This window comes from Kothea flammea (genome assembly GCF_052161645.1).
Lineage (GTDB): Bacteria > Planctomycetota > Planctomycetia > Pirellulales > Pirellulaceae > Laterigemmans.
In genome coordinates this window covers 5,990,060-6,008,875 of the sequence record NZ_CP197414.1, presented here as the reverse complement: position 1 = coordinate 6,008,875, position 18,816 = coordinate 5,990,060, and the positions used below count along the sequence as shown (strand labels likewise).

Here is an 18,816-nt window from a genome sequence, read left to right as displayed (position 1 = left end):
TAAGCACGCTGGAGCCAAGCCAATTGTGCCCGGGATTAACGGTTGTACTGATTGTAGTAGTCCAGATCGCGGTATCAGCTTGGTGGGCAACGTTATCTTTTTTGCCGGTCAGCTCGCTGTGACCTAGGCTCTTGTGGCGGCTTGCTCCTCGACCTGCAATCGTTGAGCTTCGTCGTCAATATTCCGTGCAAACCTATCTGACGCGCAGGGGAGCCTGCGACCGGCGGACGAGCGGGCATCTGTCTGTGGATAGGTTCGACCAGATGTGGTCGAAGAGTCGCGGCGAGCATTAACGGGGCAGAATTGAACGGGACGACAAATGTTTGGATTAAGTCAGACAAACGAGGCGGGCGTTGATGATGATGTCTGGGGGTTGCTTATGCAGCTCAAAGCCAATACCCCAGCAAGTGTACTTAGCCAACGAACGTCGAGTCGTCTCGAGTTGCGAATCTCGGTCTTGTTGCGGCCCGGTAACGCCAGCGAGCGTCACGTGGAAGCGATTCCCGCGACTTCTGCTGATATCTCAGAGGGGGGCTGTCAATTAGTGTTGGACCGGCCAATTTGGGTGGGAGATTTCTTCTTGCTGGAATTTGACCGCGAGCACTTGGATATTGATCCAGTCATGGCAAGATGCTTGAGGTGTCGCTTGCTGACCGAGCATTCATTTGAGTGTGGATTTAAGTTTTCCACTGCCATAGAAATTAATTGATAGCTGAAATCATGGAACCCAGCCACCACGCCACTCAGAAGAATTTCGGTTACGCCGCCGACGATGTGCGTTCCGAGGCTGAGCTTGCGCCGGGTACGTTCTTTGATGGTATTCGTCAGTTAATTCACGAAAGTGCTGAAGATAGTCGGGTCTGGGCCACGGCGCTGGAACATGTCCGCCGAGGATGGGATTCGCCATTTGCTGCGGTTCGCTTGGTCACCGACCGAGGAATGACGCATGAGGAATCAACCGCTGGCAACACGCGGGCAGCGATTTGGAGCCCGTTGGCTAATGCCGAATTGACGCAAGTTGTCATCAACGGCAAAGCGTCGAGTCGAGTTTATAGTGATCCCAAGAGTGGTCTATCGATTGTTATTCATAGCGTGCCGATTCTCGATCTGCGCGGTTTACCTTGCGGCGCGATCGGAGTCGTCACCGATCTGATGCCAGAAGCCTTTTGTCTCAGCGCGCAGAGTCAGTTGGCATCTTATGTGGACTTGGTTGTTGAAGCTGGGTGGTTGAGTGAAACGCCGCTTGCGTTGGAGGAGCCTAAGGCGAATAGAAATGGCGGCGACGATTCCCCGCAGAGTGGCAACGACGACGAAGAAATTGACTTTTTAAGTGCCACGCTAGCGGCGAAATTTCGCAGCGTCGAGGAATTAGGGTTCAGTCTGACGAATTCGATAAAGACCCGGCTTGGTTGTATCGAGGTCGGTTTAGGAGTCGTGCGCGGGGAACATGTCCGCCTCTTAGCCATTTCAGGGACAGACAACGTCTTTCGAAATACGCCGGGTGCCGAACGCATCGCCCAGGCCATGGAAGAGTGTTTGGATCATGGGAACACGGTGTATGCCCAAACGCGAGCCCTCGGTGAGGAGGAATCCGGGGCGAAAGCTCTACCGATACACCGATCTTGGCGGGCGGCCACGCAGGGTACAAACTGCATTTCATTACCCCTTGGTAACGCTGGCTCCACGACCGCTGTGATTTCTCTCCGCAGACCCGAAGAGCGTCCATTTGTAGCCGAAGAATTGGCGCAACTTCGGGCTCAACTAGCCTCCATCGGCGCGGCGATCGACGTTGTCGCTAAGGCCCGCAGGGGGTTATTCTTGCATACCATGCATGCGATTGGTCAGCAGTGCAGATGGGTCGCCGGCCACAGCCTGCTAAGGCGGGTATTGGCTGTCGCGATTGCAGTCGTCGTGGTGCTCGCACTCATCTTACCGTGGCCGTATCACATTATGGTCGATGCCAAGATCAACAGTACGGAGGGTCGTGTTTACTCAGCTCCGGTCGAGGGACGTCTGGATAAAGTACATGTCAAGCCGGGTGAACGTGTTTTGCCGGGCCAACTTATGTTTGAAATGGATGTTCGCGAGTTGGAGGCGAAGCTGTCGCGACTCCAGTCTGAGTTGGCGCTGCACCGAATTCGCATGGTCGATGCACTTCGCAATCATGCTAGCGCGGCAGCGTCCGCAGAACAAGAGCTAGCGGCATCTGTTGAGCTAGAAATTCGCGCTGCGGAGATGAAAATTAGCAGCGCGAGAGTCTTTAGCCAGGAGGCAGGAGTCGTTACAAAAGGTGAAGGGCATTTGCGAGTCGGAGAGATGCTTGCCTTTGGGAGTCCCATTATCCAAGTTGCAAACAGTGAAGGTTGTGACGTGGAGTTAAAGATCGCGGATCACTTGGCCGCTGATTTAGCACCGGGAATGGGAGGCTGGTTTGCCGGTCAAGGCGAACCGGAACGCCGCCGGGATATACTGGTCACCAGACTCGAACGCCAAGCGACAGTTGAGGAAGGGCGAAACCTATTGTCGGTTTGGGCTAAGCTCGAAGAACCAGCGGTCGATTTGCCTGTAGGCGCAACAGGCTTTGCGCAAGTGAATGCTGGCTCACGACCCGGATGGTGGCTGTTACTGCACAAACCATTGAGGAAGTTGCGATGGCAGTTGATCCCCATGTAGGACAAACGCGGGACAGGGATGTTACGGAGCACTCCACCATGTCGCAAGCATCTGCAACAAAGCCCGAAGATAACCGCAATGCTTCGTTCGCGGAAATTCTGGCCGATGTTATCATTCGGACTCGCACCGACTTAGTTGTCAGTCGCCACGTAGTGAGCGGCAAGCCACAATATGTGTTGCAGGATGAAATCAGCTTTCAATCGCGCGCATTAACACTGCGCGAATATCGCATCTATGCTTCATTTGATGGTGTCCACACGTGCAGCGACAACTTTCGACGTTTAGTAGCTGACGAGGTTCTTAGTCCGGAAGATGAGGAGGACTATTATGGTTTCCTCTTGGCATTGCATCAGCGCGGGGTTTTGGATCTGCCAATTTCAAACGGCAAACAACTTTATGAACGACATCTTCAACGCAAAGCTCGCGTGCGTCGCTCATTGCCGATGCAAATCTTGTGTTGGAAGCAATCTCTGGGAAATCCAGACCGCATCCTCAATCGCTGTGCGCCTCTGCTGCGGTTTTTGTTTACCTGGCAAGCGTTGGTAGTTTGGTCGGGGGTGACCCTGTTTGTTATCAGCATCGTCATGAAACGATGGCAAGAGTTGGTCAGTCCGTTGGCGAGCATGCTTGCCGAGCAGAATATTTTCATTCTCATGGCCATTTTATGTTTCTTGAAGGCCTGGCATGAATTGGGGCACGGCGTTGCCTGCAAGATTTGGGGCGGCAAAGTGCCCGACTGTGGTGTTTTGTTTATCGTGGGAACGCCATGCGCTTATATCGATGCCTCTTGCGCATGGTCGATGCCGAGTCGCTTGCGGCGGATCGTTATCAGCTTGGGAGGTGTGTACTTTGAATCCTTTGTGGCCATCGCCGCGTTTTTGATATGGTGTTTTGCGGAAAACCCATGGACGCGTTCGATCGCGCACCACACGATGGTGCTGTCGACATTGACGACGTTACTTTTCAATATTAATCCGTTGATGAAATTTGACGGTTACTTTGTGCTCAGCGATGCGCTAAATATGCCTAATTTGCGAGGTAGAGCAGACGATGCACTTCGCTGGGCTACCAAGCGTTTTCTGTTGGGGCTTAACTTGCCCGCTCCGGCGGAGACAAGCAAGCGATTGGTTGGGTTGGTGCTGTTCGGCTTGTTGGCAACGCTCTATCGCCTGCTGATTATGTGCGGGATTATTGGTGTTTTGATGTGGCGGAGTCCGATTTTGGGAATCGTGTTGGCGACAGTTTATTTGTTGCTCATCGGCTCCCAACAACTGATCCAAATCGGGCGGTATCTTTGGCGACACCCGGAAACAACCGGCAAGCGTCGACAGGCGATATTGGCAACCACTGCGATGCTCGGTGTTCTGCTGGGAGGTGTGTTTATTCCGTTCGACAAAACGGTCACGTTGCCCGGTGTTTTTGGATATCAGAACGAACATCTAGTGCGTGGACTGACTAGCGGAATCATGGAGCGAAAGCTGGTCAAGTCTGGCGACTCGGTCGAAGCTGGTGAGGTAATTGCGATCTTCTCGGAACCTTCCATTTCACATGAAGTAAATCGCACGGGAGCCGAGTTGAATGCGGTTCGATTACAGCTCCGCGAAGCCGTTGCGCGGGGAACCAATGATACTCGCCGATACGCGCATGAGGCCGACACCACGTTAAGCCGGCTGGAACTCCTTGAGGAACGGATGGCTGAATTGCAACTCACGTCTCCATTTGCCGGAAAATTGATTGACTGGGGTGAAGGGGTCCGCGTGGGGGCGGGGTTGCCAGCTGGACAGATCATTGCCAGCGTCGGCAGCGGGCAATCAATTCTGCGTGTGCTGGTCAACCAACGGGCGCTTCGCGAGTATCAGCCCAGGGTGGGTGAGGCCGTGTTTATCGTCTTGCCTTGGGATTGGCAACAAAGAATTCCAGCGAAAATTGTTAGCGTCGCGGCCTGTTCGCTCGATCGTGTTTCCGCTCCCGCGTTGACCCAGTTGGGCGGTGGGGACATCGAAGTGTCTCCCGCCGATATGAGACCCTCGCGTGATGCCTTTGCCATTGAGGTGTTAATGGACTCGCCACCGGCGGAAAACAACCGGATGGGAGTTCGGGCAAGTGTCCAGTTGCCGCAGAGGCGAACCAGCATCGCGCGTTGGGCTTGGTACCGCTGGTTAGACTTCTACCGTGGGTTTCTCCGTGAGCAAGTTTAGTTTGGCGAGCAAGTTTAGCCTGGACGATTGGCGTCAGTCTTGGTCCTGGCTGCAAGCGTAGTTGTGACGGTCGTTCAGGTTCTCAGTGCCGTGTTGAGCGCTTCGATCAGTTGCCGTAGTTGCTCGGTCGTGTATTCCTTGCGACTGGCAAGAGTTGCCAGCAGTCCCTCCATGGTAACCGCTTTACCGGGGGGTAATCGCACCAACGCAAAGCCCAGCGGACCGGGTAACCCGAGATAATTAAACTCGTCGGCATCAACACGCATTTCTCGCTGCTCATGGAACGGAGTCGGCAAGTAGGAGCCAGCGGACAGGGCCAGTTCCAACTGACCGTTGGGACTTTCTTTCAACAGCCACAGCAAGTGTCCCAGCTTTCCACTTAGCGGATCGACCCAGATCAAGGTTCGCATGATTAAAGCCTGGTGTTCACCGCGGAGCGAAAATACGGCCGGAGAATCCAGCAGCATCAGCGTGGAACGACGGCCAATAATCCGCATTTCATCGAGCGACGCCGCGGCACCTCGGACAACTTGATTCTCCAAAATGCCAAGCTCTGGTGGTTCGAGGCCGGCAACCCGCGGTCCGCTGGCAACGATCAACGCTCCCGATTTGGAAATGGCAAGCCCAAAGCCGACCTCGGCCAAATGATGACGCACGTTGTCACCAACTCGCTGACTTTGAACATCCGCCAACACCACGAAATGCAACAGCTCCGCGTACTGAACAACAGTCGATGAAACTTTTCCCAAGTCTCCATGAGCGACTTTGGGAGTGGAAACAAACACGACAGTTGACCAACCAGCCGGCGGGCGGGGACCAATTAATGTTCCCGAAGGTAGTTTCTCCACCGTGTCGGCAGCCAATCCGGCGATGGGCATCAAAGAGGCTAACCAAAACCCCCAGATTGCACGGTATTTGCTTGGCTCGCGTACCCAGCCGCACTTCGAACGGTGAGTTCGTAGGATTTTTTTCGGCATGGTCACCTCCGGGGGGAAATGGTCAGTTTGGCGTTGTCGCTGCGCTACGGAAATAGGATTTTCCCTTTCGTTCTAGCATGTCCGCGTGACTGGAAGATAGGCTTTTTCCGTAAAAACTAGAGGGTCAGGTGGGCGCCTGTTAACCGGCGTCGATGCTAGCCAGTGATTATCCAGAGGTGGGGTCACTACCCCTCTCGGCATCACAAACTGTACACTTTGGATAACATGGGACTGTTGAGATGAGATTGCCGATCGATGAAGAAATCTGGGAAGATTTGTCGCCAAGCGACGTTTCAACCTGAGTGTGATACTGAACACAGGGACCATGAGTTCGCGACGGCTTGATCGCATTAAGGAAAGTTGTTGTCGCGAGTGCTTCGGGTTTGCCCCACTTAGGATCGTTTGCTGGATGGACATGTTTAAGAGCGCTCATCGCACTAGTTCTCAAAACCGCCCGCCCCAAGGTCTGAGGACGCTTGTCGAGGTCTGTCGTTGGCAGGCAGAGCAGTTGACCGATCACGATGCCTTCACGCATTTGGCAGATGATGGCCGGCAGGAAACAAGTTTGACGTTTGGCGGTCTTGACCAGCGCATTCGGGCGATCGCTGCGGTGCTCAGCGAGCATGGTTCGGCGGGCGATCGGGTTTTGATTTTGCAACACCCCGGGTTGGACTATGTGACATCGCTGTTTGCCTGTATGTACGCCGGTATGGTGGCGGTTCCCGTCTATCCGCCAGATCTGTTTCGCTTGCGGCAAACCCTCCCGCGGTTGCAGGCGATCACTTCGGAGGCGGACGCCAGCATCATGCTGAGCAGTCGTGAGGTGCTGGGGGAATCTCGTGGACCGCTTTGGGAATTGGCTCGTGAAACGCCCATCGCCACGGACGAAGTCGACAACTATTGGGCAAGCAGTTTTGATCCCTTGCCAGTCAAGTCGGACGACTTGGCGTTGTTGCAATACACGTCGGGTTCAACTGGAACTCCCCGGGGCGTCGCGCTAACGCACGCGAACATTCTCGCTAATGCGGAGCAAGGCTTTTACGCCTTCGATGTTCCTGATGCGGTGTGTGTGTTCTGGCTGCCGCCCTATCATGATCTCGGTTTGATTGGCGGTATGTTGATCCCGATTTTCGGTGGTCGCCACAGCGTGTTGATGAGTCCTGTTGCCTTCCTACAGGAACCGATCCGCTGGTTTCGCGCAATCAGTCGGTTTCGTGGAACGACAACCGCCAGCCCCAATTTTGGCTACGAGTGGTGTTTGCGGAAAATTAGTTTGGCGGATTGTGAGGGGATTGATCTTTCCACGTTGCGAGTCGCCGCCGTCGGGGCCGAACCGGTTCGCGCGGGGACGCTGCGTCGGTTCAGCGAGCGGTTTGGGGAAGTGGGTTTTCAAAGTCGCGCGTTCACACCAGGCTATGGGATGGCCGAAGCGACTCTGGCCATCACAAACAAGCCGCTAGGTACGTTACCTGTGATCAAGGATTTTGATCGTAGTCGTCTTAGTCAGACGCCCGGCCGGGCGATACCGAGCACCACAGCGGGCGACGATCCCGCCTCGATTGCTTTGGTTAGTTCCGGGCAGCCTGTCCGCGGTTGTCGGGTCAAGATTGTCGACCCGGAAACGCGTTTGGAATTGTCGGACGGGATGGTGGGTGAAATTTGGGCGCAAAGTCCAGCCGTTGCTCGCGATTATTGGCGACATCCCGAGTTATCAAGTGGGACGTTTAACGTTCCGCTGGCCGATTCGCCTGCGGAGCCAGGCTTCCTGCGGACTGGCGATCTGGGCTTTCTATGGCAGGGGGAGTTGTTTGTTTCCGGTCGCTTGAAAGAGCAGATCATTATTGCGGGACGTAACTTTTTTCCCCATGACATCGAAGCGGCGATACAGGCTTCGCACGAAGCTTTCAAGGTCGATGGTGGCGTCGCATTTTCGGTCGATGCCGACGCGGGCGAACAGTTGGTGATTGTGCACGAGGTAATCCGGCCCAGGCGATTTGATTTGTCACAGCTAGCCGATCAAATTCTCCAAGTGGTGATGGATCAATTCGGTTTAGTTCCCGCCGAGATTTGTTTGGCCAACGCGGCGAGTCTACCGAAGACGTCGAGCGGCAAATTAAGGCGACTGGAGTGTCGGCGGCAATACGCAACTGATGAGCTTAAGTTGCTCCATCGTTGGACCGCCAGCGAGCAAGATGAAGGCTTCGCATCGGGAGTCCAACAAACTGCCGGGTTGGCGGAAGCCGAGTTTGTGTTGCCAGCGGATTGGTCGGATGCCAAGAGGCGGGTGGCGCAGATTTGGCGGGCCGTGTTGGGAACTGAGGCGACTCAGCTCGATCAACACTTTTTGGCCGCCGGGGGGCATTCGTTGGCGGCCGCCCAATTGCTCGCCCGCATCAATGAGACCCTCGGCGTGCAACTCGATTTCATGGTGCTCTTTCAGCACCCGACATTGAGAGAATTGGCAGCCGAAGTCCAGCGGCGAGAGCAACACGCGCAAGCCGCAAACACGACCACGGCCGTCGTGATTGAGGAGCGTCAGCAGTTCCCCCTGACTGCCGCGCAAGCAGGCTTTTGGTTGCTCGACCAACTCGAACTTTCGAGTGCTTTCCTGCGAGTGGGAATCACGCTGGAAATTCAAGGGCCGATTGACCATCAAGTGCTAGCGGACGCTTGCCGATCTCTGACCGAGCGGCACCCTGGCCTGCGAGCCAGTTTTCAATGGGACACCAGCGGAGCAGCGCGGCAGCAGCTTCAAGAGCGTGTGGATGTTCCAGTGGAAGTCGTTGACCTCAGCCAAATGACGGCTGCGGCTGCTGACAAGGAACTGTTAAAACGACGCCGCAGCATGATGCAGTCTCAGTTTCACAGTGGCCTGCCTCCGTTACTGAGGGTGCTGATCGTCAACAGAGCCGCGGAGTTGACTCAACTGGTGTTGGTCGCTCATCACCTCGTTTGCGATGGTTGGTCGCTCTGGCTGCTGACACGAGATTTAGCCGATTCGTACAGGCGGATGGTTTCTAATTCGTCGCTCGTTCAGGGCCCAGAAACGCAATTAGCCCTTCAGAATTGGGCTGCGGCGGTTGTCAGACATTCCGCCGAGGAGGCTCGCGCCGACACTGATTGGGCTGAGGCTTTAGGTTACTGGGGCCAACGTCTGAGTGGCGTGCCACAAGATTCGCGGCTCGACCTTAAGCCACCGCAGACTGACGCGGGCATCGCTGGTGCTGAGCCACAGGAGAGTGCCCCAGTTGTCATTCCACAACTTGAATCTGCCATCGTTCGTCGTCGTTTGCCCGCCGAATTTACCCCACAGCTGCAAGCCTTTGCCACGCAGCTCGGCGTAACCCCATTCACGGTTTGGCTGACACTTTGGCACCGCGTCTTGCGAGGCTATCGTGGCAACTCGGATTTCGTCGTTGGTGTGCCGATTGCCAACCGTAGGCACTCTCATGATGAGTCAGTGGTCGGCTGCTTTATTAACACGATTCCATTCCGCCTGGACTTTCTGGGCACTGCCGAGAGTTTCGCAATTGAGACAATTCGCCGGGGCATTCTTCGCACCCACGAGGCTTGGCTTAGCGATTTGCGTCACGCCATTGTTCCGCTCGATACCCTGATCGATATGATGGATGTCGAACGTCATACCGACCGTTTGCCGTTGGTTCAGCACCTGGTTTTGCATCAACCAAGCTTGGGACAAACCTTACAAATCGGTGACGCCAGGTTAGCCGAATTTCAGACCGACTATTCCAGCCTGGGCGCGTACGAGACCGCTCTGGTTATCGAGTCGCATTATGATCAGTTAGAAATTGGCGTCGTCCATGCCATCGACCGCATCGATTCAGCGATCGCCTTGCAGATGCTTGATAGCCTGATCGAGTTGACAATTGCGCTGGTGCGAACGCCACCAGCGTCAGGAATTCAGAAAGCTTTCACGACAGCACTTCCAGCACCGGCGCTGGAGCATCGATTCGTGCCAGAGTTTTCCTCAGAACAGCGGCAGGCGTTGACGGATTGGACTCGAGGGCGTCACGTGCCCGAGCCTGCTCCCTCGTTTCTGGCGGCCTTTGCGCGGCAAGTTGCCGAAAAGCCGGGCCAAGTGGCAATTGAAGATGCCAGCGGCAACAGCACCTATGCCGAGCTTGATCGCTGCTCCGCTTTGCTGGCTCAACAGTTGGCGGATTTGGGGGTCGGTCCCGGCAGCGTCGTTGCCGTGGCGATCAGACGAGGTCGTAATCTTTTGCAGTTGTTGATAGCGATTTGGAAAACGGGTGGCTCATACTTGCCGCTCGACCTCGGGCATCCCCAACAGCGGATTGAAGAGATTTTGGCGGACGCCCAGCCTGTTTGCTTGGTCACGGAGCGGTGTGGCATCGCGACCGCGGATGCTACGAACAAATCTTTGTGTGGGATTGATTTTTCGCCAGGTTCACGGATTCTGCTGGAGGATTTGTTGGAGTCAATTTCTAGACTCGAACCTGACTCCGACGCTGGTTCGATGTTCTTAGCAGACCGTTGTCAAATGATGCCGGCCGAGTTGGCTTATTTGATTTATACGTCGGGCTCGACTGGCAAGCCAAAGGGAGTTGCCATCGAACACCGCGCGGTTAGTAATTTATTGCGTTCGTTTGCGACGGAACCAGGATTTAAAGCTGGTGACCGGATGCTAGCTTCCACAACCATCGCATTTGATATTTCGGTATTAGAATTGTTTTTGCCGTTGTCTCAGGGTGGCACGGTGGTGCTTGCTCCAGATAGTCTGTCGGATGACGCGGTCGCGGTCTTCGATTTTATCCAACAGCATCCCAGTGACGTTATCCAGGGGACGCCCTCATCGCTGCGCATGCTGGCCGCACTCGGTTGGACACCCGAGGCGGGACAGCGGATCTGGTGTGGAGGCGAACCCCTGCAACGCGACATTGCCCAACAGTGGTTGAAACGTGACGCCATTTTATGGAACGTGTATGGTCCTACCGAGACGACCGTGTGGTCGCTCGTCTGTCGGCAAACGCGGGGAACTTTGGAGCGGATATCAATCGGCCGGCCGATCGACGATACTTTTGTCGTGGTACTTGATCCCAGCGGCCGCCGCGTGCCGATCGGTGTTGCCGGCGAACTCTGGATTGGTGGAGAGGGGTTGGCGCGTGGTTATTGGAATCGTGAAGCATTAACCCGCGAAGCTTTCCAGATCAGGGAGATCGCTTGGTCAGGTGCGCCATCAGAGATAACCGGTTTGTATCGCACCGGTGATATGGTGCGGTTTTGGCCCGATGGTTGTTTGGAATTCGTCGGGCGCAGAGATCGCCAGATCAAACTGCGCGGTCATCGGATCGAGTTAGGTGAAATTGAAGCGGCGATTAATCAGATCGACGGAGTGCGTCAAAGCGCGGTAACAACGCTCGCGAGCGGTAACGAAATTGCGCAGATCATTGCTTACTACGCGGTACAACCGGGCGTTGAAATGCCACCCGAGCGTCTGCAGTTGGCGCTGCGGCAACGTTTGCCAGCCCCGTTGGTGCCCAGCACTTTGATTCCCTTGGGCCAATTACCTCAAACGCCAGCCGGCAAAATTGATTACCGCGCGCTACCGACAGATCGCTGCGTGCTTAGTTCGGCTAGCGATGCGTTAGTCACTGAACCCTTCGTGGCGCCACGTGACGCAGTTGAAGAGATGATCGCCAAGGCGTGGCGGGAAGTGTTGGGCCTCGCCGAGGTTGGCGTGCACGCTAATTTTTTCCAACTCGGCGGGCACTCACTCGCTGCAGCCCAAGTATTCGCTCGCTTGCGAACGGATTGCCAGACACAAATTCCTCTAAGAGAGATTTATCGTCTGCCCACGATCGCCCAGTTGGCGGAGTTCGTTCGCCAAACTCCGCCCGTGCCGCCGAGCAACGGTGTGCCGCAGAGTAACGGTTTGCTGCCGAGCAACGATGTGCCGTCGAGTAATGATGTGCCGCCGAGTGACGGTGTCGGCAACGGTGACTTTGCGGATGACTCGCGAGCGCGGGGAGAGAGGGTTACTGGACAGCTTTCCTTTGCCGAGCAAAGGCTTTGGTTTGTCGATCAACTCGAACCGAATCATCCGTTTTATAATTTGCCTTTGGCCGCGAGGATCGATGGGCCACTCGATATGCGAGTGTTTGCCGAGGCGCTGAATCAATGCGTTGCTCGTCACGAAACCTTGCGAGCGACCTATCGATTGGTCAACGGGCAACCCCAGCGCTCGATCGTAGAGCATCTCCGGGTTGAGCCCGAATTTCTTGACCTCAGCGAGTTGATCGCGGGGAATGAACTTGCGGCGGCAGATAATTCGAGTCCGTTGGCCGAGCGGATGGAGGACGCCTCGCGGCGCCCCTTCGTGCTGGAGGAGGGCCCTTTGCTGCGGGTGCATGTGTATCGTCTGCGACAGGACCAGCATGTGGTCTTGTTAGTCATGCATCACATCATTTCAGATGGCTGGTCGATGGCGGTCATGCTGGGAGAGTTGGCTGAATTTTATCGGGCCGGGGTGGAAAACAGCCAATCAAACATTTTGCCATTGGAAGTCACTTACAGCGAATTTGCCGATCGGCAACGTTCACTGTTGACCGAGGAGGCGTTAGCCGAATCGTTTGAATATTGGCAGCAGGCCCTGGAGGGGTGTGCGGAAACGCTTGACCTGCCGACTGATTTCGATCGCCCCTCGGTGCAAGATTTTTCGGGCGCGACTTTGCCCTTCACGCTCGATCCGCAATTGAGCAAACGGGTCAACGCGTTGGCCCAGCAGACTGGCAGCACGCCCTTTATGGTGTTGCTGACCACGTACGCGATTTTACTGTCACGTTATTCTCAGCAAGCCGACTTGAACATTGGTACGGCGATTGCCAATCGGCCTGAGCGTGAGTTAGAGCGTTTGATCGGTTTCTTTGTCGGCACCATCGTGCTGCGGACCAAGATTGTTGGTCAACCGACATTCCTGGAGTTATTAGCAGAGGTTCGCGAAGCAACCATCGACGCATTTTCTCACGCCGACGTGCCCTTTGAGAAGCTGGTTGAGAGATTTGCCGCCGCGCGGGACCGCAGCCATTCGCCGCTATTTCAAACCGCTTTTATCTTGCAAAATACGCCCCGCGAGTTTGCCACGGCTGATGATCTCACGATCGCACCGATGTTGATCGACAACGGCACAGCCAAGTATGACTTGAGCATGTTTTTGTGGGAACAGCATGACCGCTATGAAGGTTATTTCGAATATCGCACGAGTCTGTTTCGCGGCCAATCGGTTGCCAACATGCGAGACAGTTTTGAATTGTTGCTAAGCCAGGCAATCGCCAATCCAGAGCGTTCCATTGAGTCGTTGCAGCTACTCTCTCAAGCCACTGAGCAAACGATTCTGCAGCGTTCGATCGGTCGCCATGAAGCACTGCCTGAGCCTCCACTGGTACATGCGTTATTCGCCGAGAGTGTGCAGAAATATCGAGATCGTCCCGCAGTGATCTATCAAGGACGGCAGTGGACTTACGCGGAGTTTGCGCGACGCGTGAAGGAGCTCGCTCGGGGGTTACAGCTGCGTGGTGCGATGCGGGCCAAACCGACCGTGTTGTACATGCAACGTTCGGCCGATCAAATCGCCGCAACGCTGGCTTGCTCGCTGTGCGGCACTCCGTTCGTGCCGATGGATACCAATTTTCCGGTCGATCGAGTGGTTGCCATCAGCCGCGATGTCGATGCGGCATTAGTGATCTGTGATCCGCAGCTGCTGGATTCAGTGGCCCAACGTCTTCCCGGAGTGCGCTGTGAAACGATCGCCGATTTGGTGGCGGCCAACGACGGTGCTTGGCAACCGGTCAGCGTGCATCCGCGCGATCCCGCTTACTTGATTTTCACCAGCGGGTCGACCGGCAAACCGAAGGGGGTGGTGATTGAGCATCGTTCCATCAGCAATTTCATGAACGCATTTTGTGAAAACGTAGGGTTAAACGAGCACGATCGAATCGCCTGTCATTTATCACCCAGCTTTGACGGTGCTTTGTCGGAAACATTGACCACGTTTGCTTGCGGAGCAGCCATGGCGGTTCTCGATGTCGACGAGGCTCGTGACCCACGACGCATGACTGACTTTTTTAATCAGCATCAAATTACCTTCAGTGTCTTTACTCCACCAACGCTCTCCGCGTTGAAGCCAGCCGAACTGCCGACGCTCAGAAAACTGCTTTCCGCGGGGGCTGCTTTAGTCGGTGAGTTGGCGAAACCTTGGCTTGCCGGACGTCAGATGTTTAACGGCTATGGGCCGACTGAATGCACCATTGGTGCCGCGATTCATCAGATTCCTGGGGAGATTGATCGCATCCCGCCCGTGGGTACTCCGATGCGAAACATGAGGATGTATATCCTTGATGATCAACTGCGGTTCGTACCCGATGGTGTTCCCGGTGAAGTCTACATTGGCGGCGTTTGCGTTGGCCAAGGTTATTGGGCAAATGAGACGCTTACGAAGGAAAGGTTTCTGCCAGATCCTTTTGCAACGGTGCATGATCCAGCGGACCCGCCTCGGATGTATAAGACGGGTGACCTGGGGCGTTGGAATCGCGGCGGATTCATTGAGATCATCGGCCGTTCGGACGAGCAAGTCAAATTGCGAGGTTTTCGCGTCGAACCGGGTGAAATCGCCGCAGCTCTCGACGCCTTGCTCGAGATTCAGTCCTCGGCGGTGGTCGCATGGGGGAGTGACGACGGCGATGGGGCGAGCAAACGTTTGGTGGCTTATTTTGTCCCTAGCGAACAAGCGGGTCTGCTAAAGCAACCATCTGCGAGCGACACTCCAGGCGACGCAGCGGAGGAAAATCCTGACAGCCTGCAAGATGAGCACATTGCCAACTGGCTGGCACTATTTGATCAATCGCATCAGCAGAGCGGGTTGGTGCTGGAGCCGGAAAACGATTTTTCCGGATGGCAGAGCGTGATTTCGGGTAAGCAAATATCCCAACCCCTGATGCGCGAATGGGCAGAGCAATCGGCCCAGCGGATTCTGGAATTACAGCCGAAAAAAATACTCGAAGTGGGTTGTGGGACGGGCTTGATTTTGTTGCGGTTAGGCAGCGATTTCGAGCACTACACGGGGGTAGATATCATGCCGGCTGCGATTGCCCAGCTGACGCAAACCCTTGACCAACGCGGCGACTTGACCGGCAAGGTCGCGTTGCACGTTCGCCGCGCGGATCAGTTGGCCGATTTCCCCGCCGCGGCGTATGACACGATCGTGCTGAATTCCGTCGTCCAGTACTTCCCCAGCCTCGACTATCTGCTGGAAGTGCTGCGCGGCCTCACCCCGTTGCTCGCTCCCGGCGGACGTATCTTCCTGGGAGATGTCCGTGACTTGCGGCTGCAAGGTGCTTTCGCCACGGAAGTGGAATTGACCCGCGGTGATAACGAGACGATTAGCGCGTCGCGATTCCTCAGGCAGGTGACCAGTCGGATCGAGCATGATGAAGAACTGTTATTAGATCCCCGCCTCTTTGCCGCGCTGGAGCAGCACTTGCCTCGCTTTGCCGGCGCCAAGATTTCGGCGAAATTGGGAAGCTCCGCAAATGAGTTAAATCGTTACCGTTACGATGCGACGTTATGTTTTGATCAGGCTCCGACCCACGACGCGGAGGCGAAAGTTTATCCCGCCTCGATGGAGATGGAGCGAGATGGATCGTTGCGACGAGAAGTCTTGATTTGGAACTGTTTGCAGACCGCGCAAGCGAATACGGAGCTTCATCATATAGTTTCGGAAGTGGAGCGGATCGTCTCCGTTACCGACGACTACCAAGCCGCTGGCAAGCTGGCGAGTGCCGCTGGTTTCCGCTGGAGTTCAGCCGCTTCGGAGTCCGCCAAAGATTCCTTGGCAGGCTGGGCGAATCAGCCGTTGGCTCGTCGTCAAACCTTGCATTTGATTAATCATTTGCGTGACCAACTGCGGGCGATCCTACCAGAATATATGGTTCCTACCGCCTTTGTGCAGCTGGACGCGTTGCCGCAGACGATTCAGGGGAAACTAGATAAAGCGGCGTTGCCACCGCCACCCGCGTCACGACCCGACTGGGCAGGCAAATGTCGCGCTCCGAGAGACGAACATGAATCATTGTTGGTGGCTATTTGGGAAGAGTTGTTAGAAATCGACCCGGTTGGCATTGATGATGATTTCTTTGAGCTGGGCGGACACAGCATGTTGGCCGTGCGGATGGTTGCTGAAGTGGAAAAACGGCGAGGCGTCCATTTGCCCCTGGCCGCTTTGTTCCGCAAACCAACCATTGAACATCTGGCCGAGTTGATTCGTGATCCAGGAAAATCGGGTCCCGCTTCGGCGCTTATTCCGTTAAACCAACAAACCGCTGGGGTACCGTTGTTTTGCATTCACCCAGCTGGGGGTACCGTGTTCTGCTATCGCGAGTTGGCAGGCTACCTGGCTGAAGAGCGGCCAGTCTTCGGACTGCAGGCTCAAGGTGTGGATGGTCGTGCGTTGCCGCATCAAGACTTGAGCGAAATGGCGGAATACTATGTGGAAGCGATTCGTCAGATCACCGGCGAGGGGCCTTGCCACTTGTTGGGCTGGTCGATCGGAGGGAATATTGCTTATGAGGTTGCTCGCCAGTTGAGTCAAATCGAGATTGAAGTCAGTTCCCTAACGATGCTCGATTCCGGGTTGTTAAATAGCGAAGAAGGATTTAATGACCAGGATTTCTTGCCCTTGATCGCGGCACTTTTCCCCGGCGACGAGCATCTGTCGCTCGAGCAATTAAGAGATTTGTCGACCGAGGAGCAATTGGAATACTTTATTCGTCAAGCATCACAGGCTGGTATTGTACCGGTTGATGCGGAGTTGTTGGGAATGCAAATCTTCTCCGTCTTTCAAGCTAACATCAAAGCCGTTCACAGCTATCAGACGCTGCCTTATACTGGACGGCTGACCTTGGTGCGACCGAGCGATCAAACTCGCACGGGTGAATTGTTCGACGACCCGGCGCTCGGTTGGCGGCAGTATGTGGATTCGGTTGACGTGTTCGAGATCAGCGGAGATCACGCCGGGATGTTGCGGGGCTCGTCGGCACATGAGATTGCCACATTGCTGCGGCATCGTTTACGACCGTAAGATTGACTCCGAAGCGATCATTTTGCCATCGCGCATCGTCAAGGTGCGCTCCGCGACGGCAGCCAGGCTGGGGTCATGCGTCACCATTAAGATCGTTTTGCCTTCTTGATGGAGCGTTTGGAATAATCGCACGATCTCGCCCGCCGTGTTCGTATCGAGGTTGCCGGTTGGTTCATCCGCCAAGATTAAGCTTGGATCGCAAGCCAGCGCGCGGGCGATGGCGATCCGCTGCCTCTCCCCGCCAGACAGCTTGCTCGCTTTGTGATTGCTCCGATGTGACATGCCCACGAGTTCGAGTAAATCCTTGGCTCGAGCCGTGCGGCCGGCGGCAGATAGGTTGCTCTCGAACAGCGGGAGTTGGACATTCTGCTCGGCCGTTAGTACTGAGACCAGGTGGAATGATTGAAAAACAAAGCCTAGTTCCCGCGAGCGGAAATTGGCCAAATCTCCCCACTGATCCAGTGGAGTACCGCGACACAAGATGACACCCGAGGTGGGTTGATCTAAACCGCCGAGCAGGTTCAGCAGTGTCGACTTGCCGCTGCCGCTCTTGCCCACCAAAGAGACAAACTCACCCTCACCAATGGCGAGGGATACATCGTCGACGGCCAGCACGTTCCCATCGCTGAATGCGCGAGAAACATGCTTGGCTTCTATGAGTGGCACAGCCTCAGTCATGGCGTAATCCTTCGACCGGCGGTAGTTTGGCGGCGGACCAGGCGGGATATAAACCGCCCAGCAGCCCCAGCAATAGAGCCAACACAAAACCTTGCAACATGACGCCGGGCGAAATGTCCCCCGCCACCATCCGGCCGGCAGCGGGTAGTTGGCTCAAGAAACGCACGATCAGCCATGCGAAGAGAATTCCGATGATCGCTCCGCCAGTGCATAGCAAAGTTGCTTCGCCGAGGATCAGAGTAATGATGCGGCGACGTTTCCAGCCGAGCGCCCGGAGCATGGCGATCTCGCGAGTGCGTTCGAAGACCGACATCATCAGAGTATTCAGCATACCGATCGAGCCGATTACCAGGGCGATCGAAGATGTAAGCCAAGCAAATGATCTCGCGATTTTGATTTCGGATGACTTTTCAGCCAATTCACGCACCGGGCTGGCTTCCACACCTTGTTGTAAATCACCAATTGTTTGAACGGTCTGCCGGATGCTGTCGGCGTTGCTATCTTGCACCACGATGGCGAACAACGTGACCTCGTTCTCTCGCAGCAGCAGCCGTTGCAAATCTTCCAGACGAGTGACCATCGAACCGCTGTCAAACACATTGTAAGACTCGAAAATACCAACCACGGTAAATTCCTCGCCAGCCAGCATTTCAATGGTATCGCCGGGATGTTTGTTGGCGGCCGTGGCCAGGCGAGCGCCCAACATGACGGGGCGCTGATCGTCGGGCAGCATACCGCGTCCCTCGATGATCTTCAGTTCCGCCAGCGGCAAACTCCCCGGAGGCCAGCCTTGAACCGGTATCCCCATCATGTCGTCTTCCAGTAAAGATAGCATGTCGACCAACGACGGATAGACTTCGGCCACGCCGGGGACCTCGGTAATTTTCGTCTGCAAAGCTTCAGGTAGCACACTGGATGTCATCTGCACGCGGCCCGCCTGATGAACCAGTAGATCGATACCACGTTGTTCGTAGAGGTCCAACAGGGAAGTCTCAAATCCGCGTACGATACCAACGAGGGAAACAACCGCAGCCACCGCCACGGCGACACCAGAAATCGTCAGAGCCGAGCGGGCTGGGCGGCCTCGCAAGTTCGCAAAGATGAACGTGATCATCCACATAGCAGGTTACTTCCATGAAGTCCGCAAGAGATATAAATGTGAGGCTACAGTTTAAGT

Annotated in this window: 7 protein-coding genes; 4 read left to right on the top strand and 3 right to left on the bottom strand. The window is 55.4% G+C overall.

Annotated elements, in window-relative coordinates:
* Positions 1 to 319 precede the first annotated feature (319 nt).
* Genes SH139x_RS22495 through SH139x_RS22485 form a run of 3 tightly spaced genes read left to right on the top strand, consistent with a single transcriptional unit; the run spans position 320 to position 4,871 of the window.
* Positions 320 to 709 (top strand): PilZ domain-containing protein, encoded by a 390-nt coding sequence (locus SH139x_RS22495; RefSeq protein WP_488352012.1) that lies wholly within the window; start codon positions 320 to 322, stop codon positions 707 to 709.
* 11 nt (positions 710 to 720) lie between these two features.
* A complete protein-coding gene (locus SH139x_RS22490; protein WP_488352011.1) occupies positions 721 to 2,673 on the top strand; it encodes an efflux RND transporter periplasmic adaptor subunit in 1,953 nt (650 codons plus the stop codon).
* On the top strand, positions 2,652 to 4,871 hold the full coding sequence (locus SH139x_RS22485) for a hypothetical protein (RefSeq protein WP_488352010.1): 2,220 nt from the start codon (positions 2,652 to 2,654) through the stop codon (positions 4,869 to 4,871). The genes SH139x_RS22490 and SH139x_RS22485 overlap by 22 nt, the downstream gene beginning before the upstream one ends.
* A gap of 74 nt (positions 4,872 to 4,945) precedes the next feature.
* Here the strand turns inward: SH139x_RS22485 and SH139x_RS22480 are convergent, their stop codons facing one another.
* Positions 4,946 to 5,749: a hypothetical protein gene (locus SH139x_RS22480; protein WP_488352009.1), complete on the bottom strand. Its 804-nt coding sequence runs from the start codon at positions 5,747 to 5,749 to the stop codon at positions 4,946 to 4,948.
* Between the two features lie 514 nt (positions 5,750 to 6,263).
* Between SH139x_RS22480 and SH139x_RS22475 the strand changes: the two genes are divergently transcribed.
* Positions 6,264 to 16,961 carry an amino acid adenylation domain-containing protein gene (locus tag SH139x_RS22475; protein ID WP_488352008.1) on the top strand — a complete coding sequence of 3,566 codons (10,698 nt, stop codon included), beginning with the start codon at positions 6,264 to 6,266 and terminating at the stop codon, positions 16,959 to 16,961.
* Here SH139x_RS22475 and SH139x_RS22470 read toward each other — a convergent pair.
* The gene (locus tag SH139x_RS22470; protein ID WP_488352007.1) at positions 16,950 to 17,639 is read right to left on the bottom strand and encodes an ABC transporter ATP-binding protein; all 690 of its coding nucleotides are present in this window, start codon (positions 17,637 to 17,639) and stop codon (positions 16,950 to 16,952) included. The genes SH139x_RS22475 and SH139x_RS22470 overlap by 12 nt on opposite strands.
* Positions 17,632 to 18,759, bottom strand: a complete 1,128-nt coding sequence (locus tag SH139x_RS22465) for an ABC transporter permease (protein ID WP_488352006.1) — start codon at positions 18,757 to 18,759, stop codon at positions 17,632 to 17,634. The genes SH139x_RS22470 and SH139x_RS22465 overlap by 8 nt, the downstream gene beginning before the upstream one ends.
* Between the last annotated feature and the right edge of the window lie 57 nt (positions 18,760 to 18,816).